Here is a 23,957-nt window from a genome sequence, read left to right as displayed (position 1 = left end):
CGGCGGAATGCCGGGTCGTGCGTTGGGAACTAACCTGATGTTAACGTTGTCATCCTGTCAAGCCCCCTGCTCGTAACAGAGCCGACACAGCTTCGGAGTCCACCCCCGTGCCCACCTTCCGCAACCCGGTTCTGCCCGGCTGCTATCCGGACCCGTCGATCTGCCGAGCCGGTGAGGACTTCTATCTGGTCACCTCGTCATTCGCCTACTTCCCGGGCATTCCCCTGTTCCACAGCCGGGATCTGGTGAGCTGGCGGCAGCTCACGCACGTGCTCGACCGGCCGAGCCCGCTGTCGCTGGAGGGTCTGGACGTCTCCGACGGCATCTGGGCGCCGACCATCCGCCACCACGACGGCAGGTTCTACGTGGTCTCCACCCTGGCCAGAAACCGGCAGGGCAGCGTCACCTTCGTCGTCACCGCCGACGACCCGGCCGGGCCGTGGTCGGATCCGGTGCCGCTGGAGGCCGAGGGCATCGACCCGTCGCTGTTCTTCGACGACGACGGCCGGTGCTGGTTCACCGCCTGCCGGGACGCCGTCCAGCCGGCCGGCGGCGGCCCCGGCGAGCTGTGGATGCGCGAGCTCGACCTCGACCGGCTCAAGCTCGTCGGACCGACCCACGTGCTGTGGCACGGCGCCGTACGCGGGGCGTGGGTGGAGGCGCCCCATCTGTACAAGCGTGACGGCGCGTACTACCTGATCGCCGCCGAAGGCGGCACCGAGAGTAACCACAGCGTCACCGCGGCACGCTCCAGCGCCGTTACCGGCCCGTACGTCACCGATCCGCGCAGCCCGCTGCTGACCCACCGGCACCGCGGCTCGGCCGAGCCGGTCCAGAACGTCGGGCACGTCGACCTGGTGGACACCCCCGACGGCGAGACCTGGGCCGTGGCGCTCGGGGTCCGGCCGATCGAGGGCACGCACACGCTGGGCCGCGAGGTGTTCCTGGTGCCCGTCACCTGGGGAGCCCACGGACCGGTCTTCGCCCCAGAGACGGGCGGGGTGCGGCTGTCGGAACGGCTGCCGTCGATCGCCACCGCAGGGCAGCCGGGCGATGGCGCCTCCACGGGGTCGGGTGATGGCGCCTCTGCCGGGCTGGGTGATGGTGCTTCCGTGGGGCTGGACGATGGCGCCTCCACGGGGTCGGGTGATGGCGCCTCTGCCGGGCTGGGTGATGGTGCTTCCGTGGGGCTGGACGATGGCGTCTTCGCGGGGGCGGGTGATGCTGCCTCTGCCGGGCTGCGCGAGGGGGCCGCCGTGGGGGCGGGCCGGGTGCGGTTCGACGCGCCGGTGCTGGGGCTGGAGTGGAACAGCCTCCGGGGCCCTGTCGACGACCGCGTCAGCCCCTCGGCCGGCGGGGGCGGCCTCGGCCTCGTCCTCGCCGCCGAGTCGCTCGGCTCCACCGGCGTGCCCACCTTCCTCGGCCGGCGCCAGCAGCATGTCCGCTTCGACGCGCGGACGCACATCAGCTTCTCCGCGGCGCATCCGGCGGAAGAGGCCGGACTCGCCGTCTTCCAGAACCAGGACCACCACGCCACACTCGCCCTGACCGTGGACGCCGATGGGAGGGCCCAGGTGGTGCTGACCGTACGGCAGGCCGGCACGAGCAGCCGCCTGGCCTCCGTACCGGTGGCGACGGGCGAGGTGGTGCTGGCCGTCGAGGGAGACGAGACCCGCTACGCCTTTCGCCTCAAGGACCCCGGCGCCGGCGAATGGATCAGCCTGGGCGGTGTCGAGCGGTCCTCCTTGAGCACCGAGCGGGCGGGCGGGTTCGTGGGGGTCTACCTCGGTCTGTACGCGACCAGCAACGGCCGCTCTAGCGACGGACGGGCGTACGCCCGCTGGTTCGACTACCAGCCCCAGGCCGAGCAGACGAGCGTGCGGCAGACCAGCGTGCGGCAGACCAGCATGCCGCAGACGGCGGGCTAGCCGGCGTGCCCGGGACTGCGGCCCGGCTGGCGCGGTGGCCGGGGCGGTGCCGTGCTGCGCCGGACCACGAGCTCGGGGGCGATCCGCTCGGAGGAGGCCGGCTCACCCTTCATCATGCGCAGCACCTGCTGGATGGACCGCTCCCCGAGACCGACGAAGTCCTGGCGGACGGTGGTGAGCGCGGGCACCAGGTAGGCCGCACCGGCGATGTCGTCGAACCCGACGAGCGAGATGTCGCCGGGCACCTTCACACCGAGTTCGGCGAAGGCGGCCAGCACCCCCATGGCCACCTGGTCGTTGCCGGCGAAGATCGCCGTCGGCAGCTCGCCCGTCCGGCGGGTGACGAGGTAGTGGGCCAGCCGGTAACCGCTGTTGCCGGTGAAGTCGCCCTCGAACAGCTCGCCGTGGGCGTCCGGCGTCTCGGCCAGCGCGGCCCGCCAGCCCTCGACGCGCTCTCGGGCGTCGAAGGTACGCAGCGCGCCGGTCAGATGAACGATGTGGCGATGCCCGAGCTCCAGCAGGTGGCGTACGGCCAGCCGCGCGCCGAGCTCCTGGTCGAGCTCGACGAAGCCGACATCCGGGTTGGGCACGTTGCCGGACATGATCACCGACATGGGCACGCCGGTGACGATGTCGGCCAGGGCGTCCATCACCATGGGCCGGTCGGCGATGACCGCGATGGCCTCCACCGCCTGGTCGGTGAGCCGCTGCAGCGTCTCGGTCAGGTCTCTGGTGGTGCCGCCCTGCCAGGCGGCCAGGTTGAGCCAGTATCCGGCCCGCTGCGCCGCGGCCTGCACGCCGCGCAGGACGCGGGGCAGCTCGTACAGCTCGGCGCCGGCCAGGACCACGCCGATCGTGGAGGACCGGCGGCTCTTGAGCGCGCGGGCCACGCTGTTACGGCGGTAGCCGAGCTTCTCGATGGCGGCCTCGACCCGGGCCCTGGTCTCCGGCCGGACCGAAGGATGATCGTTCAGGACGCGGGAGACGGTGACGTGCGACACGCCGGCTTCGCGTGCCACATCCACCATGCCTGGTGCCCGGTTCATGTCCTTCACTCCAGTTTCCACCACGACGCCCTGGCCTGCCCGGTGTCAGGTCGATCGTGTCATACCCGCCGCGCACTCCGGCCAGAGAAGGAACGGCGACCACGAGTAGCCGGGCTTGACGCTCCGCCCCAGGCCCGCCGGATCAAGGCACGGCTACGGCGTCGACCACAGCGTGCCGATGATCTGCTGGAGGATCTCCGGGGTCGCCCCGGCCGGCTGGGCGTAGACGCTCAGCTGGTTCAGCAGATGGCGGTACGGCCGGACGTCGGCGTCCCTGGTGAGGTACTGGGCGTCGGCGGTCTGTTCCAGATGGACCACGTCAGGCAGGTCCGCCTCGGCGAAGCGCAGGACGGTGAAGGGGTCCACCCCTTTGCCGTGAACGAAGGGCAGCACCTGGAGGGTGATGTGCGGCAGTTTGACCATCTCGTGGAGATGCTCCATCTGGGCGCGCATCGTCGCGCTGTCGCCGACCTGACGGCGCAGCACCGACTCATCCATGACCGCCCATAACGTCCGGGGTGTGGGTGGCAGCAGAAGTCGCTGGCGGTGCATCCGCAGGGCGACCCGGTGCTCGATCAGCTCGGCGTCGGCGCCCTCGTGGCTCTGCGCGATGACCGCTCGGGCATAGTCCTTGGTCTGGAGCAGGGCCGGGACGTGCTGGTCCTCGTAGGTGCGGATGACCGTGGCGTCCTGCTCCAGTCCGAGAAACGCCTCGAACTCGTCGGGGATCACGTCTCCGTAGTCCTGCCACCTGCCGGGAGCATTGGCCTGTACGGCCAGCGCCAGCACGATCTGGCGTTCGTCCTCGTCGACGCCGTACAGGCTGAGCAGGTCGGCCACATCGCCGAGCGGGAGACCGATACGTCCGCCTTCCAGGCTGGTGATCTTTGACGGCGGGCAGCCGATGGCGGACCCCGCCTCATCGCGGGTGATTCCGTGGGACTCGCGCAGCCGGCGCAGACGTACGCCGACCAGCATCCGCAAGGCCGTCGGCCCGGTCCGACGCCATCCGTCGCCGGATATTTCCGTCGAGTCGCCTCTGCCCCGAGGAGTCGGCATTTATGCTCCCAATTCGGCAAATCGCCACGCCGCGATCGTCACCATCTTGTCACATGAGACAGCTGAGGCACCATATTTCCTGTCAATCCCATCCGGCTGTTCCTCCTTCACCGTGCACTTGTTCGGTTTCATCTTCGCCAAGTGTCGGCTGACCACGTCCGGTCTCGGAGAACTGCCACTTCATCCGGAAAAATCCAACTTTATCGTCCTTCGCGGTATAGCGCGGGTAAAGTGCGGTCACCAGGGTTTCAGTGACTACGGAGGCGACATTAGAGGAGGGTTTCGTGACGGACGAATCGCCTGTGGAGGGCTCGCCGATTCCCCGGCATATCGACACATCTGTGCCGCACGCTGCGCGAATGTGGAACTACTGGCTCGGCGGCAAGGACCACTATCCTGTCGACCGCCAGTACGGTGACCAGTTCAGCAAAGACTTCCCGGAAATCGTGAGGATCGCTCAACTGTCTCGGCATCTGCTGGCGCGCATCGTCCGCTATCTGGTCCGGGAGCAGGGGATTCGTCAGTTTCTCGATATCGGCACCGGACTGCCCACCGTGGATAACACCCACGAACTCGCGCAGCAGGCGGACCCGGCCAGCCGAGTGGTTTATGTGGACAACGATCCGCTCGTGCTGGTGCACGCCCGGGCCCTGCTCGTGGGTACCCGCGAAGGCGCCACCGACTACATCGAAGCCGACTTACGCGATCCGGACGCGATCTTGGCGGGTGCGTCCAAGACCCTGGACTTCGGCCAGCCGGTCGCGCTCATGCTGATGGGCATCATGGGCTATGTGCGTGACGACGAGGGACCGAAGGAGATCGTGGCCAGGCTGATGGAGCGCCTCGCCCCCGGCAGTTACCTGGCGTTGTGGGACGGCGTCAACCTCGTCACCGGCCAGGCGTTGGACCAAGCGCAGGAGAACTACAACGAGGGCGGCGGCGTGCCCTACAACTTGCGCGACGAAGGGCGGTTCACCGCCTTCTTCGACGGCTTGGACCTCGTCGAGCCCGGCGTGGTGTCGTTGCCGCAGTGGCGTCCCGATCCCGACCCGTTCCAGGACTCCACGGAGCGGGTGGACGCGCTGTGCGGGGTGGCGCGCAAGCGATAAGCCCCCGGATGACGCCCGCACGAGACCTCCGTCGGCCCGACATCAACCTGGCGGTCCTTCGCGATCCCGTCTTCCGGCTGCTCGCGTCGGCGCAGCTCGGCTTCGTGCTGGGCGAGCAGGTTCTGGCGATCGCCGTCACCGTCTCCGTGCTCAACGCCGGGGGCGACGCGTCCGCGGTCGGCTCCGTGCTCGCCGCCAAGGGCCTCGCGTCGCTGAGCCTGCTCCTGGTGGGGGGCGTCTGGTCCGATCGCCTTCCCCGGCGGCGGATATTGATGATCATGCTCGCCGTGGACGCCGTCGCGGCGGTCGTCCCGGTCTTCGTCCTCGGGCGGCATCCTTCCGCCTGGTTGCCGGCGGCCGTTCTCTTCGCCGTCGGCGCGGCGGAGTCGTTCATCCGGCCCGCCTTCAACGCCATGCTGGCGTGCACGCTGACGGAAGACGAGCGGGTGTCCGGCCGGGCCATCGTCAACATCTGTACGCGCCTGGGCGTCATCGCCGGGCCCGTGGCCGGCACCCTGTTGGCGAGCGGCGGCGAGGTCCTCCCGTTCGTGCTGGCCGGGATCGTCTTCGCGGGCGGCGCGGCCGTGTTCCGCCGGGTGCCGGAACCACCGTGGACGCCGGTCAGACGCCGGTCGCTCCTGGGTGAGGCGCTGCTGGGATTCACCGAGGCGGGACGCCGGCCGTGGTTGGCGGCCCTGCTCCTGTTCTCGCCGGTCAGCCTGATGTTCGTGATCGCCCCGAGCCAGGTGCTCCTGCCGCTGATGAGCCGGGAGACGTTCGGGTCCTACGCGGCCTACGGCACGGCGCTCGCGTTCTACGGCGCCGGCGGTCTGACCAGCAGCGTCACGATGATGGCGTGGCGGCCGAGACGGCCGGGCGTCGTGGCCATGTGGTCGATGTCCCTGTACGCGCTGGTCCCGCTGGCGCTGCTGTTCGCCCCTTCTGCCTGGGTGCTCTTCTGCTGCTATCTCGTGGCCGGTTTCGGTGTCGAGACGTACGCCCTCTCCTGGGACGTCGCGATGTACCGGGAGGTGCCCGACCATCTGATCGGGCGGATCACCTCGCTGGCCTGGCTCAGCACGTTCGGCCTCATGCCCTTCGGCCAGGCGCTGACCGGGCCGCTGACGCACCTCATGGGCGAGCACGCCGTCCTCTTGGGCGCGGCTGGGTTGGTGCTGGTGATACCGCCCTGCCTGCTCCTCGTCCGGGGGATGGCGGAGATGCGCGGAAGAAGAGACGGATGAATAGCCGCGCTCAGACCTCGGTCGCGGGATCGGCCCGGTACGCGCGCCAGAGCGTGATGTCGTAGCCGATGCCCAGCACGGCGCCAACGATGAGAGGCGCGCCCAGGGTCACCAGGGTGCCCGTGAGCAGGGTCGTGGCGGCGAGCGGGCTGATGGACACGGCGATGCTCCGCGCCAGGCTGGTCATGCTGGCCGCGGTCGTCCGGTAGGCCGGGGGAACTACGGCGGCGGTGAAGGCCTGCCTGGCCGGAACGTCGATCTTGGAGACGGTCTGGCGGAGCAGCAGCAGCGCGACCGCGCCGCCCAGGGTCGGGGCGAACGGGATGCCGGCCAGCAGCCCGCGCCGGGCGGCCAGCAGGGGCGCGGTGAGCTGGGCGAGGGGCGAGCAGCGCGTACACCGCGAAGGCGGCGTCGGCGGCCGACACCCACGGCTGGAACGACAGCGCGGCGGCGGCCAGCCCGCCCAGGGCGCCGGCCGCCATGGCGGTGACGTTGTAGCAGGTGAAGACGAGGGTGTGCCGGATCGGGGCGCAGGTCTGGGCGAGGATGGACTGCTCCACCCCGGAGAACGGGGTGTTGTCGTTGGTGGACGGCGAGATCGTGCCGATGAAGGCGGCGGCCAGCAGGACGGGATACGACTCGCTGACCGCGAACGCGAGGCCGGCGACGGCCATCAGGCAGCCGCAGGCGATCAGCGTGCGCCGGCGTCCCCAGCGGTCGGCGAACAGGCCGAGCACCAGGCTGGCGAGCACCGAGCCGGCGGCGGCCACGGCCAGGAGCAGGCCGGTCTGCCAGGGTTCGGCGCCGTCCTGGGCGAGCAGCTCGGCCAGGAGCACGCTGGTGCATCCGTAGCCGAAGGTCCGCAGCGCCCGGGCGGCCATGACGAGCCGCCCGTTACGCCCCACTTCCAGCTGAAAATGCCCTCTGACCTGCGTATTCGTCATGTGGCATCATCGCGCGGGCGGCTGTGCGGCCGCGCGGCAAAGGCCCATAGATCTTCCCGCGCCGTCGGAAGTCTCGGGGGCGATCATCGGAACACGCCGGTGTGACCGAGGGAGTGGCGTCCGGGCTGGGGGTAGACGCACAGGCCGTGCGGACCCCGGCCGACCTTGATCTTGTGGAGCAGTTTTCCGGTCCTGGTGGACAGGACGTAGACCACCCCGTCGTACCTTCCGGACAGCCAGAGCTGCTTGCCGTCCGCCGACACCCCGCCCATGTCGGGAGAGCCGCCGCCTGGGATCCGCCATCGTTCGACCACCTCGCGGGTGGCGAACGAGACGACGGAGACCGTACCCTCACCCCTGTTGGAGACGTAGAGCCGCCGCGAGTCCCTGCTGACGTACAGGCCGTGCGCGCCCGCGCCGGTGCGCAGGAAGCCCACCCGCCGGAACGTGGTGGCGTTGATGATCCACACACCGCCCGCCATCATGTCGGCGACGTAGAAGCGCCGGCCGTCGGGGGAGAGCTTGACGTCCTGCGGCATGTTCCCCGACCCCACGCCGATCACCTTCTTCACGCGGGGGCGCGCCCAGTCGATCGCCACGATCTGGCCGGAGAACTCGCAGCTGGCCAGGAAGACGGATCCGTCGGCGGTGAAGTCGCCGTGGTTGATGCCTCTGCAGGGCATGCTGAGGGAACGGATCAGGCGCATCGTGTGCGGGTCGCGGAAGTCGAGGCGGTTGTTGCGTTCGGCCATGACCAGGGCGTACGAACCGTCGGGGGTGAAGTACAGGTTGTACGGATCGTCCACGGGCACCGGCTTGCCGGGGCGGCCCGTGACCGGGTTGATGGGGACGAGCCGGTTGCCCTGGTTCTCGTTGATCCACAGCGTCTTCAGGTCCCAGGAGGGCACGACGTGCTGCGGCAGGGCGCCGACCCGGAAGCGGCGCACGACCCGGTAGGTCCGCGGGTCGATGACGTCCACCGTGTCCGACTCGCTGTTGGGGACGTACACGCGGGGGGTCACGTGCTCGACCCGGGGGCTCAGCATCCCCGGCCGGTCGTGGGCGTAGACGTCGGTCATGTGCGCGGCCACCGGCGTGTGCCGGTGCGGTCGCGGCTTCAGCGGCAGCGGCTTCGGCGGTGGTGTGGCGGCGTGGTCGGCCACCATGGGAGCGGGGGGCGAACCGCAGGAAGCGGCGGCGACGGCGACCGCTCCCAGCATGATCGTCATCCTCGGCAGTCGCATGCGCCACAGCCTAGGAAGGCGTTCGGTAGCGCCTGTCGAGGTCCGGGTCAGGGTTGCGTCAGGAAATCACGGTGACGTCACCCGCCTGTGGGGATAGTCGGAACATGCTGGAAGTAGCGCTCGAAGAGGCCAGAAAGGGATTCGCCGAGGGTGGCGTGCCGGTGGGGGCGGCGCTGTTCGCGGCCGACGGCACGCTGCTGGGCCGGGGCCGCAACCGCAGGGTCCAGGACGGCGACCCGTCGGCGCACGGCGAGACCGCCGCGTTCCGCGACGCCGGGCGGCAGCCCACCTACCGGGGCACGACCATGGTGACCACACTGTCGCCCTGCTGGTACTGCAGCGGCCTGATCCGCCAGTTCGGTATCCCGCGTCTCGTCGTGGGGGAGTGCCGGACCTTCATGGGCCAGCACGAATGGCTCGCCCGGCACGGCGTGGAGGTGGTGGTGCTCGACTCCCGGGAATGCGTCGACCTCATGACCGCCTTCATCGCCGCCAACCCCGCGCTGTGGAATGAGGACATCGGGAAATGAGCCCCGCCCTCGGCCCCTGAGCCTGGCAGGCTGGCGGCCATGGGATTCGGGGTTCGTCAGTTCGAGCTGACCTTGATGCATCGGATGCGTGATCTCAACGCCGAACGGGTGGAGGACGCGCTCATGGACATGGGCGCGTCCCGGGCCGAGCTTCGCGCCGCGCACACGCAATGGACGAAGATGGCCCACTCCGTCCGTACCAGGAAGGGCCTGGCCGCGTTGCGGACGATGCTCGGCCCGCCCTCGTACGAGGGCACGACCCCGGTCGGGAGCCTGACCTGCCGGGTGGCTCGGTGGACACTGCCGTCCTGGCCGGAGCTGGAGTTCGAGGTGCTGCTCGGGCCTGACGGCGCGATATGGAACCAGTGGTTCGTCCGTCCCCATGGCGACAAGACGCTGGCCTTCGTGGACCTGGTTCCATGGGGGTGCGTCGTCGGCGACGTCGTGACGAGTTTCCCGGGGGCCGCCCAGGGCGAGGGCTCGGCGCCGCAGCATTGGGTGGTCGACTTCGCCCACGAGGGCACGGACTACCGGGCTCGTTTCGTGTACGGCCTGTTCCAGCGGCTCGACCGGGCCTGACCGTCCTTGAAGCAACCCTTATCCCGCCAAATGGCGTATGTGGGGAAGAGGCAGGGAATCCACCGGGCAGCCCCTTTTTGCCGCGACGTGCTCGACGTGACGGTCGTCGCCGGAGCAACCCGCCTGCCTGCAAGGGGACCATGACCGTGACTTCCCGACCACGCCCCGGACACCGAACCGCCCGCTTGCCCGAGTCCACCGGGCCCGGCGCGTCAAAGGTCTCGGTGGTGATCGCCACCATGAACCGGGTCGGCCAGCTGCGCAGAACCCTCTCCGTCCTCGAACGGCTGCCCGAGCGGCCGCCGGTGCTGGTGGTGGACAACGGGTCCACCGACGGCACCGCCGCCGCGGTCGCCCGCGAACATCCCGGGGTGCGGGTCATCTCCCTGCCGGAGAACATCGGCTGCGGCGCCCGCAACGTAGGCGTGGCCCAGGCGGACACCGACTACGTGGCCTTCGCCGACGACGACTCCTGGTGGGCACCCGGAAGCCTGGCACGCGCCGCCCGGCTGCTGGATGAGCATCCACGGTTGGCGGTGGTGGCCGCGCGCATGCTGGTCGGGCCGCACGAGAGCCTGGATCTGGTCTCGTCGGAGATGGCGACCGGTCCACTGCCCGCCCAGCCCGATCTGCCCGGCCCGCCCGTGCTGGGCTTCCTGGCCTGCGGGGTGGTGGTGCGCCGCGCGGCCTTCCTGGCCGTCGGCGGCTTCGACGCGCGCTTGATGATCGGCGGGGAAGAGGAGCTGCTCGCGATCGACCTGGTGAGCGCGGGTTGGGGTCTGGCATACGTGGACGACGTGGTCGCCCACCATCACCCGCTCCCCAGGCAGGACGGCCAGCTGGCGGCCCGCCGTCGCATCCAGGCGCGCAACGCCCTGTGGACGGCGTGGCTACGGCGCCGGCTGCCTGGAGCGGTGCGCCGCACGGTCCAGCTCGGCCGCGGCGTCCGGCGCGACGCGGCGGTTCGCGCCGGTTTTCTGGATGCCGTACGCGGGGTGCCGTGGGTCCTGCGCCGCCGCGACCCGGTCGCCCCCGGTCTGGAAGCGGCCCTGCGCCTGATGGAATCCGCAGGGTCACGAGCGCGGGCCGACTCAGCCGGGTAGCGTCTCGCCGCCGATCGGGGCCAGGATCTCGCCGGTGTAGTACGACGACAGGCGTTCGGCCGCGAAGAAGACGTACGAGGGGGCGATCTCGTCGGGATCGGCGGCCCGCTTCATCGGCACCTGCTTGCCGAACTGCTCGACCTTCTCCTTCGGCATCGTCGCGGGGATCAGCGGGGTCCAGACGGGTCCCGGTGCCACGGCATTGATCCGGATGCCCCGATCGACGAGGTTCTGCGCCATCGAGTAGGTGAAGGCGTTGATCGCGCCCTTGGTCGTGGCGTAGTCGATGAGCGACTTGTTGCCGCGCAGACCGTTGATCGACGAGGTGTTGATGATCGACGAGCCTCTGCCGAGGTGGGGCAGCGCCGCCTTGGTGACGTGGAAGTAGCTGTGGATGTTGACCGCGAAGGTGTGCTCCCACTGCTCCTCGGTCAGCTCCTCCAGCGAGTCGACCGGCGCCTGGTAGGCCACGTTGTTGACCACGATGTCCAGCCCGCCCAGCTCGGTCACCGTCTGCGCGACGATGGACGCGCAGTGCTCGCGCTCGGCCAGGTTGCCGGGGATCAGCACGCAGCGCTGCCCCGTCTCCTCCACCAGCTTCCTGGTGTGGGCGGCGTCCTCGTGCTCACTCAGGTACGCGATCGCGACGTCGGCCCCCTCCTTGGCGAAGGCGACGGCCACCGCGCGGCCGATGCCCGAGTCGCCCCCGGTGATCAGCGCGCGCTTGCCTTTCAGCAGCTCGCTGCCGATGTAGTCGTGCATCTCATCACGCGGCTCGGGGGCCATCTCCCCGGTGTGTCCGGGGTAGGGCTGGTTCTGGGCAGGTGGCGTGCTGTCTGGTTGCTCCGGCATGGCCCCCGAATGCCCGCGCTCGAGTACGGATAACGTCTGCCGGTCGTATATTTCTGGTTTGGTCCGCCCTCACGGTCGCAGCCGCAGGCCGGCCTGTTCCTCCAGGAGGGCGATGGCGAGGAGTTCGCCGTCGACCGCCCCATAGCGGTCCAGCGCGCGCTGGTAGGTGCGTTCGACGAGGTGGGAGAGTTCGAAGGGCACTCCGAGCTCATCGGCCATGGCGGTCACCGTCTCGAGCTCCTCGCAGCACCGGTCGAGGCCGAAGGACTCCAGGTAGTCGCCGGCGAACAGGGCGTCCAGGTCGCGACGGACGAAGGTGCTGGACGCCGCGCTGGAACCGAGCGCCTCGCGAAGTACGGCCAGGTCGATGCCGGCCCGCCGGCCGAGCAGGAGGGCTTCGGCGGTGGCGATCGCCTGCCCGAACCACAGCAGGTTGGCCAGCAGCTTGGCGGTGTATCCGGTGCCGGGTCCGCCGAGGTGGATGATCCGTTCGGGATCGCCCAGAACGTCCAGCAGCGGCCGGTGCCGCGCCAGCAGATCCGCGGGCCCGCCCACGAACAGGTGCAGCGTCCCCGCCCGCGCGGCCGGGACGCCACCGCCGACCGGCGCCTCCAGCACCCGCACTCCGCGCCGCTCGGCCTGCTCGCGGATCGGCGCCACCAGGGCCGGTGAGTTGCTGGTCATGTCGATCCAGGTCGCGCCGGCCGCCAGCGCCTCCAGGGCGTCGCCAGGCGCCAGCATCACCGCGCGTACCTCTTCCGGACCGGGCAGCATCGTGACGAGCACCTCCGCGCCGGCGGCGGCCTCGGCCGCGGACGCCGCCCAGAGCGCTCCGGCCGCGACCACGTCCTTCTCGCGTTCGGGGCGCACATCACTGGCGTGCACGCGATGTCCCGCGCGGGCCAGATTGGCGCACATGGGCAGACCCATCCGGCCCACGCCGATGAATCCGATCTTCGGCAGTCGCGAATCGAGCATGCGGACTTCCTGTCCGCCTCGCTCACGAATCAACATGCGTAAGAACCTCTTCGGCTACGCCCACAGATGACCGTGCTCGACCGCTTCCTCCGGATCTGCGCGTTCGGCGATCCTGGACCCGTGACGGCGACCGCCGAGGGGCGTGAGCGATGATGTCCGCACATACATGAGCGAGTGGGGAAGGAGGTGGCCATGAGCGAAACCGGACGCCGGCTGCCCGCGCGGGCCTCAGTGGTCGTCATCGGGGGTGGCGCCATGGGCGTCAGCTCGGCCTACGCGCTGGCCGCGGCCGGGGTCACCGACGTGGTCCTGATCGACAAGGGGCCGCTGGGCTCCGGCTCGACCTCGAAGGCCGCCGGGGGAGTGCGGGCGCAGTTCTCCGACCGGGTCAACGTCCAGCTGGCCGTACGCAGCCTGGAGACGTTCGACACCTTCGCCGCCCGGTTCGGGCAGGAGATCGACCTGCACAAGGTGGGCTACCTGTTCCTGCTCGACTCGCCCGAGTCCGTGGCGGAGTTCGAGAAGAACGTCGCGATCCAGAACGACCTCGGCGTGCCCAGCAGGATGATCTCGGTGCGCGAGGCCGCGGAGCTGGCGCCGCTGATCGACACCGACGGCCTGCTCGCCGCCGCCTACTCGCCCACCGACGGCCACTGCACGCCCGAGTCCGTGGTGCTCGGCTACGCGGGCGCGGCCCGCCGGCTCGGCGCGCGGCTGCTGCCCAACTGCGCCGCGACCGGCATCGAGACGATGGACGGCCGCATCGTCGCCGTCCAGACCGAGGGCGGCCGCATCGAGACCGACACCGTCATCTGCGCGGCCGGCGCCTGGTCACGTCCCATAGGCGCCTGGGTGGGCGTCGACCTGCCGGTGAGCCCGCTGCGCCGGCAGATCCTGATCACCGAGCCGGTCCCCGGCCTGCCGCCCACGACGTTCACCATCGACTTCGGCACCACCTTCTACTTCCACCGCGAAGGTCCCGGCCTGCTGCTGGGCATGTCCGATCCCGACGAGACGCCGGGCTTCAAGTTCGACCGGTCCGACGCCTGGCTGCCGAGGCTGGGCGAGGCCATGGCCCGCCGCGCCCCGGCCCTGCTGGAGACCGGCATCGCCACCGGATGGGCCGGCCTGTACGAGGTGACGCCGGACCACAACGCGCTCATCGGGACCGCCCCGGACGTCGACAGGTTCATCTACGCCACCGGTTTCTCCGGCCACGGTTTCCTGATGAGCCCGGCCGTCGGCGAGGTGGTCCGCGACCTCTACCTGGACCGGACGCCGTTCGTCGACGTCACCGGCTTCGACACGCGCCGCTTCGCCCTGGCCGGGGCCAGGCCGGAGCTCAACATCGTCTGAACCGCGGCACACCGTACGGGCGGTGGACGTCGGTCCGGATGAACGGGCCCCTAAGCTGGCCACATGGGCATGGTCGGAACGGTCGGGCTGGTGCTGCATCCACGGCGCGACTCCAAAGAGGCGATCGACACCATCCTGAGCTGGGCCGCCAGCCGCGGGGTGACCGTCATGGGGCTTCCGGAGGAGGTCGGCCGGATCGACTGCAGCGCCGTGCCGGTCGACGTCGAGATGCTGATCGAGCGGGCCGACCTGCTGGTGAGCCTCGGCGGTGACGGGACGATGCTGCGCACCATGCGGCTCATCGCCGGGCGGAAGACGCCGGTGCTGGGGGTGAACCTGGGGCGGCTGGGGTTCCTGGCCGAGATCGACATCGCGGAGCTGCCCGCCACGCTGTCCGCCATCGACGGGCACCGCTACACGATCGAGCCGCGCATGGCCGTGCGGACCAAGCTCGACGGGGCCGAGGAGCTGATCGCGTTCAACGACATCGCCCTGGTGCGCATCCCGGGCGACGGCATGGCCGCCGTCTCCGTCATGCCGGGTGACGATCCGTTCGTGCGCTACGCGGCCGACGCCGTGATCGTGGCCACGACCACCGGGTCCACCGCCTACAGCTTCGCCGCGGGCGGGCCGATCGTCTCGCCGCGGGTGGAGGCGCTGCTGGTCGTGCCCGCCGCCGCCCACTCCTCGTTCAACCGGGCGCTGGTCCTGCCCGCCGACGAGGAGGTGACGCTGGAGCTGCTGCCGACCAGCGGGCGGCTGGCGGTGGAGGTGGACGGGGCGGTGCTGGGGCATCTGTGCCCCGGTGACCGCGTCACGGTGGCCGCCCTGCCGGACGCGGCCAACGTGGTGCGGATGGGGACGACGTTCTACGAGCGGGCCCGGCGCAAGCTGCGGGTGGGCGGCAGCGCCGAGGCCGACTGACCATGGATAGGGCGCGTTCCGCAGGGTAGGCGCCGAGGTATGGCGACGCTGGTGGGCACGTCCGGGTGGCAGTACAAAGACTGGCGGGGCATCCTCTACTCGCAGGGGGTCCCGCAGCGCCTCTGGCTGGAGACGTACGGCGAGACGTTCCCCACGGTCGAGAGCAACAACGCCTTCTACCGCCTGCCCTCACCCGAGTCCTTCGCCGGCTGGCGGGACCGCACGCCCGACGGGTTCGTGATGGCCGTCAAGGCCAGCAGGTTCCTCACCCACATCAAGCGGCTGGCCGATCCGGAGGAGCCGGTGGAGCGGCTGATGAACGCCGCCTCGGCGCTCAAGGACAAGCTCGGCCCGATCCTCCTGCAGCTGCCGCCGACCCTGAAGGCCGATCCGGACCGGCTGGCCCGCTGCCTGGACTGCTTCCCGAAGCATGTGCGCCTCGCGGTCGAGCCCCGGCACCCGTCATGGTGGACGGACGAGGTCCGCGAGATCCTGGAGGCCCGCGACGCCGCCCTGTGCTGGGCCGACCGGCTCGGCAGGCCGGTGAGCCCGTTGTGGCGCACCGCCGGCTGGGGATACGTGCGGCTGCACGAAGGGCGGGCCACGCCCTGGCCGTCGTACGGGGACACGGCGCTGAAGACCTGGGCCGGGCGGGTCAAGGAGGCCGGCTGGCGGGACGCCTACGTCTACTTCAACAACGATCCCGGGGGAGCGGCCGTGCGCAACGCGAACCGCTTTGCCAGACTCGTCTAGTGCATACCCGCCTTTATCGAAACGGCGTCCTGGAGAAGGAGGGCTTCCCGGTCGAGGAAGTCTCCGACTACGTGGAGGACGAGGCCAACACCGTCTGGTTCGACCTGTGCGCGCCCACGCCGGAGGGCCTCGCCGTGGTCGGGGAGGAGCTCGGCCTGCACGAGCTCGCCGTCGAGGACGTGCTGTCCGACCACCAACGCCCCAAGGTGGACATCTACCAGAATCACCTGTTCATCACCGTCTACGGGGTGCACTTCGACGACGGGCGGCTCGATCCGGTCGAGGTCAACGCCTTCGTGACGAAGAACGCGCTGGTCACCGTCCGCGAGAGCGACCACTTCGACATCGGCGAGGTGGTCAAGCGCTGGGACGCCGACAAGCGGCTGGCCGGCCACGGGGTGGCGTTCCTGCTGCACGGCCTGCTGGACTACGTGGTCGACGGGCAGTTCGACCTCGTCCAGGAGTTCGACTCCAGAGTGGAGAACCTGGAGGAGCTGCTGTTCGAGGAGGCGCCGATCGACGGCAGGCAGCTGCAGCGGACCATGTACGACCTGCGCAAGAACATGGCCGCCTTCCGCAAGATCACCATGCCGATGCGCGAGGTCATCGGCACCCTGCTCCGCCGCGACCAGGAGCTGGTCGCCGACCCGGTCATGGCCCCCTACTACGAGGACGTCTACGACCACGTGGTGCGCGTGACGGAGTGGACCGAGTCGCTGCGCGATCTGCTGGCCAACATGCGGGAGACCCGCCTGGCCCAGCAGGGTTTCCGGCTGAACGAGATCATGAAGCGGGTCACCAGCTGGGCGGCGATCATCGCGGTGCCGACCGCGATCACCGGCTTCTACGGCATGAACGTGCCCTACCCGGGCTCGGGTCAGCCCTGGGGCGTCTGGGTGGCGTCGGCGCTGGTGGTCGTGGCCTCGGTGGCGCTGTACGCGATCTTCAAGAAGAAGGACTGGCTGTAGGCGCGGGGGCAGGGGCCGCCCCGGCCGTCGAGCGCGAGCCGCACCGCCAGCCGTACCTCCGCGGCTCCCGAGGCGGGATAGAGGGGCAGGCAGCGGCCGCCCGCGATCAGCGTCCTGCGCCCGATCGAGGTGGCGATCAGCGGCAGCTCGTCGTAGGTCGCGGGGACGGCCAGGCGGAGCGTCCAGAGGCCCGCCGTGTGGGTGCGCTCGCCGTCCAGCGCGTAGTAGTCGAGGACGCCGCCGCTGGTCGAGACCACGGCCCGCATGGTGAAACGGCGACCTTGGACGGTGAACACCTCCGCCGAGGCGGCATGGTAGATCGAATGGATGTAACCGATCGCGAACACGCCGGACGGAGGCAGGAGCAGCCCGTCCACGGCCGGCCGCCCCGCGCCGGAGGCGCCGGCCGCCAGCAGCGTCACCAGCGCGAGGACGAGGCGGATCAGCCCTTCTCCTTGTAGTAGCGGGCCGCGCCCGGATGCAGCGCGACCGGCTCCACCTGCCGGCCGATCTTGACATCGAGCTTGGCCGCCTCGGGGTGCACGGCCGCGAGCTGGGCCTTCTTCTCGAACAGCGTCCGGGTGATGTCGTAGGCGAGCTGTTCGTCCATCTTGTCCGGCACGAGCAGGACGTTGGCCACCCCGACCGTCTTGATGGTGCCCGGCAGCTTGTAGAGGGACATGTCGATGTCGAGCCCGACGTACTCCTTGCCGTACTTGGCCTGCATCGGCGCGAGCAGGTCGGCGGTGTCGAGCAGCTTCATGTCCGGCTTGCTGGTGGCCAGGTCCACGATGCCGCCCGTGGGCAGCCCGCCGACCCAGACGAACGCGTCGATCGTGCCGTCCTTGACGGCCTGGACCGACTCGTTGATGGACAGCTGCTGCTTGGAGATGTCGGAGTCGGGGTTCAGGCCGGCCGCCTCCAGCAGGCGCCTGGCCAGGACCTGGGTGCCGGAGTTGGGCGGGCCGATCGAGACCCGCTTGCCCTTCAGGTCGGCCACCTTGCTCGCGCCGAGGCCGGGGGCGATGACGACGTGGGCGTAGTTGTCGTAGATGCGGGCGATGGCCTTGATCGGCTGCTTGGCGGTGAAGGACCCGGTCCCGTTGACGGCGTCGGCGGCCGTGTCGGCCTGAGAGAAGGCGATGTCGGCCTTGCCGGTGGCCAGCAGCTTGATGTTCTCGACGGAGGCGGAGGTGACGGACGCGGTGGCCTGGGTGTTGGCGATGTTGTCGGTCAGCTGCTTGGCCAGGCCCCCGCCGTACACGTAGTAGACGCCGGTCGTGCCGCCCGTGGCGATCGACAGCCGGTGGCCCGAGCCGCTCACGTCGCCGCAGGCCGCCGCCCCGGCGGCCAGAGCCGTGGCGGCGAGTACCGCAAGGATCCGCTTCACGCTGGGACTCTCCTTCTCCTGATGAGGTGCACGGCCGTCGCGATGGCCAGGACGGCCAGGCCCGCGGCGATGGGGACGGGTTCGAGGAACAGCAGCAACACGGCGGCCACGGTGGCCAGCAGCCGCTCGGGCCACCCGGTCACCCCGCCGGTCGCCATGGCCAGGGCCGCCACCGCGACGGCCGAGACCGCGGTCATCAGCAGCACGGTGCCGATCGGTCCCTGCCCGAGCAGCGCCTGGCCGTTCGGCGTGAGCACGAACGCGAACGGCACCAGGAACGCGGGCAGCGTGTAGCGCCAGGTCATCATCATCGTCTTGTAGGTGTTGCCGCCGGTGATCGCCGCCGCCGCGACGGCCGACAGCGCGGTCGGCGGGCTCACCTCGGACAGCACCGCGTAGTAGAAGACGAACATGTACGCCTCGGCGGACGTGACGCCGAGCGTGGTGAGCGCCGGTGCGATGATCACCGCCGCGATGATGAAGCTCGCGGTCACCGGTACGGCCAGGCCCAGCAGCATGACCGCGACCCCGGACATGAACGTCGTCAGGATGAGGTTGCCCGCGGCGACGTCCACGATGATCGCGCTGAGGTTGAGCCCGAGCCCGGTCTGGGTGATGACGCCAACGATGATGCCCGCCGCCGCGCACACCGCCGTCACCGGCAGCACCTCCAGCGTGCCCTTGGCCAGCGCCTGGGCGGTCCGCTTCGGGCCCATCCGGTGCTCGGGGTCGAGGAACGACAGCGCGAACGCGACGGCGGTGGCGATCACGACCGACTGGAAGGCCGACCGGTCCAGCGCCATCAGCACGATGATGAGGACCAGCGAGCTGAAGTGGTAGCCGAAGCGCAGCAGCAGCCGGCCCGCCTTCGGCGCGTCCACCGCGACGGCGTGGGTGCCGAAGCGGCGCGAGTCGATCTCGATGGCCAGGAAGATGCCCAGGTAGTACAGGATCGTGGGGATCGTCGCGTAGACGAGCACCTCGAGGTAGCTGACCTTGAGATACTCGGCGATGATGAACGCCGCCGCGCCGAGCGTGGGTGGGGAGAGGATCGCCCCGATGCCGCCCGAGGCGAGGATGCCGCCCGCCGCCTCCTTGGGGTAGCCGGCCCGCCGGAGCACCGGCCAGGCGACGCTGCCGAGGCTGACCGTGGTGGCCACGCCGGAGCCGGAGACGGTGCCGAGCAGGAAGCCGGCGGTGGTGACCGTACGGCCGGGGGCGGCACGGGACTTGCGGAAGGCGGCGAAACTCAGGTCGATGAAGAACTTACTCGCGCCCGAATAATCCAGCACGGCGCCGTAAATCGTGAAAAGGATGATGTAACTGGCCGCGACCTGCATGGGGACACCGAAGAAGCCCTCGGTGCCCGTGTAGAGCTGCGACACGATCTGCGCGAGGTCGAAGCCGCGATGGCCAATCGTCCACCCAATCGGCAAATATGCTCCGAAATAGGCATAAGCCAGGAAAATTAGGCAGATTATGGTGAGTGACCAGCCGACCGTGCGGCGGACCGCTTCCAGCAGCAGCGCAGTCAGCACCAGGCCGGCCGCGATGTCGAGCCCGGTCAGCGCCGCACCCGAGCCCCGGTCGCGGAAGGCGGCGATGTCGAGCAGCGGATAGACGAGCACCGCGAGCGCGGCCGCCGCCAGCAGCCAGTCACCCACCCCGGGCCGATCGACCACGTCACGGCGCGGCTCCTCCGACGGTGGCGCCGCGCCGCGTACCCGCCGGAGCGCCGACGAGATCCCCGAGCGATAGCAGAGGAACACCAGCGGCAGCGCCACCGCCAGGAACGTCAGCCGATGCTCCAGCGCCTCGACGGGCCTGAACACCACCACCAGCGAGTACGCGGACAGCAGCCCGCCGACGATCCACACGCCGAGCCGCAGCATCCCGGTCAACTGCCGGGCCGGACGCTCCTGCTCGTGGGCCGACACCAGCTCCGCGTCGCGGTCGCTCAGCTCGGTCAAGTGGTCCTCCCTGACAGGGCGTTTGGACGGACTTTACGAGTCCTTTACCCCATGAGGAAGGCCCAGTTCCGTACGGAAATCTGGACTGCGGCGAGCGGCGGGCGACTCGGCCGCGACGCCGCTCACGGTGCTAGGCGCGGGCAGGCCATGTTCGGAGACCCCGGTGCGTACGTGCACGCACTGATATAAAGAACCGTGGCCGAGATCACCCTGAACGTCCGCCAGCTGCAGGCGTTCGCCGAGATCGGCTACCAGGCGGCGGGCGGCGGCGGTGGTGGCGCGCGCGGTGCGATGACCGCGCTGCGCCGGGTGGTCCCGGTCGACGCTTACGAGTTCGTCGCGTTCGACCCGGCCAGCGGGCGGCACCACAGCGTCGTCTCCGACGGTCACCGGCGCATCGACGGCGACGCCGCCGAGGAATACGCCGGGCTGGAGGCCTACCGCACGGCGATGGCCACGCGGGCGCCGGTGCCGATGCCCGAGCCGGGCACCGAGCGCTATTTCCGCCGCCATCTCGCCCCTTACGGGTGGCGCGCCGGTCTGACCACGCCGCTGTTCCTGGCCGAGGGCCGCTACACGGGCCTGCTGCACCTGGCGGCCAGAGAGGCGTTCCCCGAGCTCACCGGCTCGCTGGTGGCGGCCGTGGCGCCCATGCTGGCGCATGTCACGGACCTGACCCGATGCGTGATCGACCCGGTGGGGCTGCCGGCCGGGTTCCTCGCGGCCGCCTTCGACCGGCTGGGCGTCCGCCGCGAGGTCCCCGGCGTCGCCAGATCCGCGGCCTTGTGGGACGAACCGGCCATCGCGGGGCTCGCCCGCGCCTTCATCGACTCACGCGAGCTGAGCCGCCGCGGCCTCTGGCTCGACCGCGACGGCCGCTGGCACGAGGTGCGGGTGCTGCGGGCCGGCGTCGGCTTCCAGGGCTCGCTCCAGGGCGCGGTGGTGGCCGAACGCCCGTGCTCCCTGCCGTACGAGCTGACCGGCAGGGAGGTTGACGTGCTCACCCGGGTGGCCGCCGGCGACTCCAACCCGCAGATCGCCGCCGCCCTGGTGCTCAGCGTCCGCACCGTGACCACCCACCTGGAGCACATCTTCGCCAAGCTGGGCTGCGACAGCCGCACCCGCCTCACCACCAAGGCGCTCGCCGAGGGGTTGTGCCGCCTCGACGTCTAGCCCGCTAGGGGAGCTTGCCGAGGCCGCGGGCGAGGATCGTGGCGGTGTCGGCGACGGCCTTCTCGTCGGCGGCGGCATCGGTGGCCGGGCGGTTGGTGTAGACCGCCAGGATGATGGGGGCGGCACCCTTCTTGGGCCAGGCGATGGCGATGTCGTTGGCCGTCCCGTACGTCGGGCCGGTGCCGGTCTTGTCGCCGACCGTCCAGGTCTTGGGCAGGCCGGCGCGGATGCGGGCGCCGCCGGTCGTGTTCGCGATCAGCCAGCCGTTGAGCGTCTGCCGGTCCTTGGCGGTGAGCGCGTCGCCGGTCGTGACCTTTCCGAGGTCGCGGGCCACGGAGGCGGGCGTGGTGGTGTCCCGCTTGTCCTTGGGGGTCCAGTCGTTGAGCTCGGTCTCCCAGCGGTCGAGGCGGGAGATCGGGTCCTTCAGCGTACGGAAGTAGCGGGTCAGGCCCGCCGGTCCGCCGATCTGCTTCAGCACCATGTTGCCCGCGGTGTTGTCGCTGTAGGTGATCGCCGCCTTGCACAGCTCGGCGACGGTCAGCCCGTCCTTCACGTGCTTCTCGGTGACCGGCGAATTCGGCTTCAGGTCGTCGGCCATCCAGTGGACGACCCGCTCCATCAGCCCCGGGTCGGAGGTGCGGGCCTTGTGCAGCGCGGCGGCGGAGACCATCGCCTTGAAGGTGGACAGCAGCGGGAAACGCTCGCCCGCCCGGTAGGCGATCGTCTTCCCCGTCGCCGTGTCCAGGGCGTACGCGCCGATGCGGCCCTTGAAGGACGCCTCCAGCGCGCGCAACTCCTTCCGGGCGGCTGCCTGGCCGTCGCTCACCGCCCGCGACGGCACGGTGGCGGCCGAGGCGGTGCCCGCGCCGTAGGCGCCGCCCGCCAGGAGGGAGACCGTCAACGCGGTCGCTTGCAGTGCGGCCGTGAGGCGGCGAGGGTGTCGCATGCCATGTCCTTGCTCTCGTCCGTCAGAGGAGAGGAGCACAGCAGATCGGGCCGGACGATGTCCAATATCGATATGGAGAAGGAATCTATATCGGCTGACACATGATCGCAGGTCAGACGGCCTCCGGCGAGCGCTGCGCGGGGATCATCACCTGCCGCAACTCGAACCACACCGACGTCGCGCCGTTCTCCCGGACGAACCCCCACCGGTGGCTGAGCGTCTCGATCAGCGGCAGGCCGCGCCCGCTCGTCGCCTGCGTCTCGGTACGGCACGCGCACGGCGGCCCGCTCGAACCCCCGTCCTTCACCAGCACCCGTACCAGGGACTCCGCGGCGCGCACCGAGACGGTGAACGAGCCGCCGTTGCCCGAGCGGGAGTGCAGGATCGCGTTGGTGGCCAGCTCGCTGGTGAGCAGCACGCAGTCGTCGTACAGCGGATGATCACGCCCGAGCGCCGCCGTCACGAGCCCCCTGGCCCTCGCCACCTGGGACGGAATCCCCGGGAACCGTACGACGAGCGGCTCCTGGTCCCCTTCTTCTAACTGGTGAAAGTCCGGCGGTGCCACGGCGACCTCCCCGATTACGGCGACGTCATGAGACGCGCAAGAGGGGTGCGGGAGATTATCGCGAAAAGGTAGGAATGCCCTTTCCCATGGTCGCCCGCGCGATCGTCCGGGCGGACCGAGTACGCTGCGATCGACGAGTCGACTAGGAGGGGTGCCTGCGTGAGCAGCCTGGAGGCCGTCTGGGTGCAGCCGTACGCTCAGCCGGGGGCAGTGTTCGTGACCGGAGTCTTCGACATCCTGCACGTCGGGCACGTGCGTTACCTGGGTGCCGTCGCCGGACGGGGGCTGCCGCTGGTCGTCGGCGTGGAGGACGACCCGCGCGTGCGCGCGTGGAAGGGGCCGACGCGCCCGTTCAACCCGGCCGCCGAGCGTGCCGAGGTGCTGGCCGCGCTCCGGTTCGTGAGCGGGGTGTTCATCGTGACCGGGCCCCCGGCGGCGCACGGCCCGGAGGACTACATCGACCTGCTGGCCCCCATGCGACCCGGTGCGCTGGCGCACACCGCGGGCGATCCGCACGCGGGCGGCCGATGCGCCGCTGCCGCGCTGCTGGGCGCCGAATGCTGGGAGCTGGAGGCCATCCCCGATCGCTCGACCACCAGGATCGTCAACGCGGCGGGCAAGGGCTGACTCCTCCTTGAAGTCGGGCCCTTTCAAGATCGCGTAGGCTTTGCTGGCATGACGGTCGATCTGGTGGCGAAGCGGGTGACGGACCTGCTGGCCCCGCAAGTGCTGGTGATCACCATGCCCCCTGCCGTGGGGCTGATCGCGCACGGCTGGAGCGGCGCCGCGTGGGGCCTGGCGGCCTCGGCGCTGTGCGGCGGCGTGCCCGCCGCGGTGATCGCGCTGGGCGTCCGCTCGGGGCGGCTGGACTCCCACCACATCGTCGACCGGACCCGCCGCACCGGGCCCCTGCTGGCCGCCGTCGCCGCCGTACTGGTCGCCCTGGTGCTGCTCGTCGCGCTGGGCGCGCCGACGCTGCTGGTGGCCACGGTGACCGCGATGCTCGTCGCCCTGGCCGTCACCGTGCCGGTCACGATGCGCTGGAAGATCTCCTTCCACGCCGCCGTCTGCGCAGGCACCGTGGTGGTGCTCGCCCACGTCCTGCCCGCCGTGCCGACCGGGCTGGCCGGGGCGGCCGTGGTGGCGCTGGTGTGCTGGGCCCGGGTACGGCTGGCGCACCACACATGGGCGCAGGTGGTGGCCGGCGCGCTGGTGGGCGTGGCGGCCACATGGGCGACCCTGGCGGCGTTCGGCATCCGATAAGGGGGGAATAGTGGCGGCGCCACAGGGGTTGCC

At 70.4% G+C, this 23,957-nt stretch carries 25 protein-coding genes and 1 pseudogene; 13 read left to right on the top strand and 13 right to left on the bottom strand.

Annotation, left to right across the window (positions count from 1 at the left end):
• Positions 1-107 precede the first annotated feature (107 nt).
• A complete protein-coding gene (locus tag LDL49_RS58355; RefSeq protein WP_308016121.1) occupies positions 108-1,928 on the top strand; it encodes a glycoside hydrolase family 43 protein in 1,821 nt (606 codons plus the stop codon).
• On the opposite strand, the gene LDL49_RS14625 is transcribed toward LDL49_RS58355, so the two are convergent.
• The 3 genes from LDL49_RS14625 to LDL49_RS14615 all read right to left on the bottom strand — a co-directional run bounded on the left by LDL49_RS14625 (position 1,925) and on the right by LDL49_RS14615 (position 4,274).
• Positions 1,925-2,974, bottom strand: coding sequence for a LacI family DNA-binding transcriptional regulator (locus LDL49_RS14625; protein ID WP_225291574.1), 1,050 nt, complete (start codon positions 2,972-2,974; stop codon positions 1,925-1,927). The two genes, LDL49_RS58355 and LDL49_RS14625, sit on opposite strands and share 4 nt — an antisense overlap.
• Positions 2,975-3,127: 153 nt before the next feature.
• Positions 3,128-4,033, bottom strand: a complete 906-nt coding sequence (locus LDL49_RS14620; protein WP_225291573.1) for a helix-turn-helix domain-containing protein — start codon at positions 4,031-4,033, stop codon at positions 3,128-3,130.
• An 82-nt stretch (positions 4,034-4,115) separates the two neighbouring features.
• Positions 4,116-4,274: a hypothetical protein gene (locus tag LDL49_RS14615; protein ID WP_225291572.1), complete on the bottom strand. Its 159-nt coding sequence runs from the start codon at positions 4,272-4,274 to the stop codon at positions 4,116-4,118.
• Positions 4,275-4,317: 43 nt separating this feature from the next.
• Here LDL49_RS14615 and LDL49_RS14610 point away from each other — a divergent pair, with 43 nt between their 5' ends.
• Both LDL49_RS14610 and LDL49_RS14605 read left to right on the top strand, forming a co-directional pair.
• Positions 4,318-5,142, top strand: a complete 825-nt coding sequence (locus LDL49_RS14610; RefSeq protein WP_225291571.1) for an SAM-dependent methyltransferase — start codon at positions 4,318-4,320, stop codon at positions 5,140-5,142.
• An 8-nt stretch (positions 5,143-5,150) separates the two neighbouring features.
• Positions 5,151-6,386, top strand: a complete 1,236-nt coding sequence (locus LDL49_RS14605; protein WP_225291570.1) for an MFS transporter — start codon at positions 5,151-5,153, stop codon at positions 6,384-6,386.
• 10 nt (positions 6,387-6,396) lie between these two features.
• On the opposite strand, the gene LDL49_RS14600 is transcribed toward LDL49_RS14605, so the two are convergent.
• The 3 genes and pseudogenes from LDL49_RS14600 to LDL49_RS14590 form a co-directional block, all read right to left on the bottom strand.
• On the bottom strand, positions 6,397-6,573 hold the full coding sequence (locus tag LDL49_RS14600; protein ID WP_225291848.1) for a hypothetical protein: 177 nt from the start codon (positions 6,571-6,573) through the stop codon (positions 6,397-6,399).
• 208 nt (positions 6,574-6,781) lie between these two features.
• Positions 6,782-7,267 (bottom strand): annotated as a pseudogene (locus LDL49_RS59160) (MFS transporter); the annotation flags it as partial.
• Between the two features lie 146 nt (positions 7,268-7,413).
• A complete protein-coding gene (locus LDL49_RS14590; protein WP_225291569.1) occupies positions 7,414-8,574 on the bottom strand; it encodes a YncE family protein in 1,161 nt (386 codons plus the stop codon).
• A gap of 104 nt (positions 8,575-8,678) precedes the next feature.
• Here LDL49_RS14590 and LDL49_RS14585 point away from each other — a divergent pair, with 104 nt between their 5' ends.
• The 3 genes from LDL49_RS14585 (at position 8,679) to LDL49_RS14575 (ending at position 10,786) form a co-directional block, all read left to right on the top strand.
• Positions 8,679-9,104 carry a nucleoside deaminase gene (locus tag LDL49_RS14585; RefSeq protein ID WP_225291568.1) on the top strand — a complete coding sequence of 142 codons (426 nt, stop codon included), beginning with the start codon at positions 8,679-8,681 and terminating at the stop codon, positions 9,102-9,104.
• Between the two features lie 39 nt (positions 9,105-9,143).
• Complete coding sequence (locus LDL49_RS14580) at positions 9,144-9,683, top strand: hypothetical protein (protein WP_225291567.1); 540 nt, start codon at positions 9,144-9,146, stop codon at positions 9,681-9,683.
• Between the two features lie 227 nt (positions 9,684-9,910).
• Entirely contained in the window at positions 9,911-10,786 is an 876-nt protein-coding gene (locus LDL49_RS14575) for a glycosyltransferase family 2 protein (RefSeq protein ID WP_225291566.1), read from the top strand.
• Here LDL49_RS14575 and LDL49_RS14570 read toward each other — a convergent pair.
• Together LDL49_RS14570 and LDL49_RS14565 are read right to left on the bottom strand one after the other, a co-directional pair.
• The gene (locus LDL49_RS14570; protein WP_225291565.1) at positions 10,775-11,638 is read right to left on the bottom strand and encodes an SDR family oxidoreductase; all 864 of its coding nucleotides are present in this window, start codon (positions 11,636-11,638) and stop codon (positions 10,775-10,777) included. The two genes, LDL49_RS14575 and LDL49_RS14570, sit on opposite strands and share 12 nt — an antisense overlap.
• Positions 11,639-11,707: 69 nt before the next feature.
• On the bottom strand, positions 11,708-12,616 hold the full coding sequence (locus tag LDL49_RS14565) for an NAD(P)-dependent oxidoreductase (protein ID WP_225291564.1): 909 nt from the start codon (positions 12,614-12,616) through the stop codon (positions 11,708-11,710).
• A 192-nt stretch (positions 12,617-12,808) separates the two neighbouring features.
• On the opposite strand from LDL49_RS14565, the gene LDL49_RS14560 reads away from it, so the two are divergent.
• The 4 genes from LDL49_RS14560 to LDL49_RS14545 all read left to right on the top strand — a co-directional run bounded on the left by LDL49_RS14560 (position 12,809) and on the right by LDL49_RS14545 (position 16,617).
• Positions 12,809-13,972: an NAD(P)/FAD-dependent oxidoreductase gene (locus LDL49_RS14560; RefSeq protein WP_225291563.1), complete on the top strand. Its 1,164-nt coding sequence runs from the start codon at positions 12,809-12,811 to the stop codon at positions 13,970-13,972.
• 63 nt (positions 13,973-14,035) lie between these two features.
• Positions 14,036-14,896, top strand: coding sequence for an NAD(+)/NADH kinase (locus tag LDL49_RS14555; RefSeq protein ID WP_225291562.1), 861 nt, complete (start codon positions 14,036-14,038; stop codon positions 14,894-14,896).
• A 39-nt stretch (positions 14,897-14,935) separates the two neighbouring features.
• On the top strand, positions 14,936-15,649 hold the full coding sequence (locus LDL49_RS14550) for a DUF72 domain-containing protein (RefSeq protein ID WP_225291561.1): 714 nt from the start codon (positions 14,936-14,938) through the stop codon (positions 15,647-15,649).
• Positions 15,649-16,617, top strand: coding sequence for a magnesium transporter CorA family protein (locus LDL49_RS14545; RefSeq protein WP_225291560.1), 969 nt, complete (start codon positions 15,649-15,651; stop codon positions 16,615-16,617). Before LDL49_RS14550 ends, LDL49_RS14545 begins: the two co-directional genes overlap by 1 nt.
• On the opposite strand, the gene LDL49_RS14540 is transcribed toward LDL49_RS14545, so the two are convergent.
• Genes LDL49_RS14540 through LDL49_RS14530 form a run of 3 tightly spaced genes read right to left on the bottom strand, consistent with a single transcriptional unit; the run spans position 16,527 to position 19,977 of the window.
• Positions 16,527-17,039: a DUF1850 domain-containing protein gene (locus LDL49_RS14540; protein ID WP_225291559.1), complete on the bottom strand. Its 513-nt coding sequence runs from the start codon at positions 17,037-17,039 to the stop codon at positions 16,527-16,529. The two genes, LDL49_RS14545 and LDL49_RS14540, sit on opposite strands and share 91 nt — an antisense overlap.
• Positions 17,040-17,059: 20 nt before the next feature.
• Positions 17,060-18,007 (bottom strand): TAXI family TRAP transporter solute-binding subunit, encoded by a 948-nt coding sequence (locus tag LDL49_RS14535; RefSeq protein ID WP_225291558.1) that lies wholly within the window; start codon positions 18,005-18,007, stop codon positions 17,060-17,062.
• A complete protein-coding gene (locus tag LDL49_RS14530; protein WP_225291557.1) occupies positions 18,004-19,977 on the bottom strand; it encodes a TRAP transporter permease in 1,974 nt (657 codons plus the stop codon). The genes LDL49_RS14535 and LDL49_RS14530 overlap by 4 nt, the downstream gene beginning before the upstream one ends.
• Positions 19,978-20,172: 195 nt before the next feature.
• On the opposite strand from LDL49_RS14530, the gene LDL49_RS14525 reads away from it, so the two are divergent.
• Positions 20,173-21,150, top strand: a complete 978-nt coding sequence (locus LDL49_RS14525; RefSeq protein WP_225291556.1) for a helix-turn-helix transcriptional regulator — start codon at positions 20,173-20,175, stop codon at positions 21,148-21,150.
• 4 nt (positions 21,151-21,154) lie between these two features.
• Here the strand turns inward: LDL49_RS14525 and bla are convergent, their stop codons facing one another.
• Entirely contained in the window at positions 21,155-22,066 is a 912-nt protein-coding gene (gene bla / locus LDL49_RS14520) for a class A beta-lactamase (protein ID WP_372470372.1), read from the bottom strand.
• A gap of 142 nt (positions 22,067-22,208) precedes the next feature.
• Entirely contained in the window at positions 22,209-22,661 is a 453-nt protein-coding gene (locus LDL49_RS14515; RefSeq protein WP_225291554.1) for an ATP-binding protein, read from the bottom strand.
• Positions 22,662-22,820: 159 nt separating this feature from the next.
• Between LDL49_RS14515 and LDL49_RS14510 the strand changes: the two genes are divergently transcribed.
• Positions 22,821-23,288 (top strand): adenylyltransferase/cytidyltransferase family protein, encoded by a 468-nt coding sequence (locus LDL49_RS14510; protein ID WP_225291553.1) that lies wholly within the window; start codon positions 22,821-22,823, stop codon positions 23,286-23,288.
• Positions 23,289-23,336: 48 nt separating this feature from the next.
• Entirely contained in the window at positions 23,337-23,924 is a 588-nt protein-coding gene (locus tag LDL49_RS14505; protein ID WP_225291552.1) for a hypothetical protein, read from the top strand.
• Positions 23,925-23,957 lie beyond the last annotated feature (33 nt).

The sequence above is a fragment of the Nonomuraea aurantiaca genome (genome assembly GCF_020215705.1).
GTDB lineage: Bacteria > Actinomycetota > Actinomycetes > Streptosporangiales > Streptosporangiaceae > Nonomuraea > Nonomuraea aurantiaca.
Note: the sequence above shows the minus strand (reverse complement) of the source record. Positions and strands in the feature narration are given on the sequence as shown.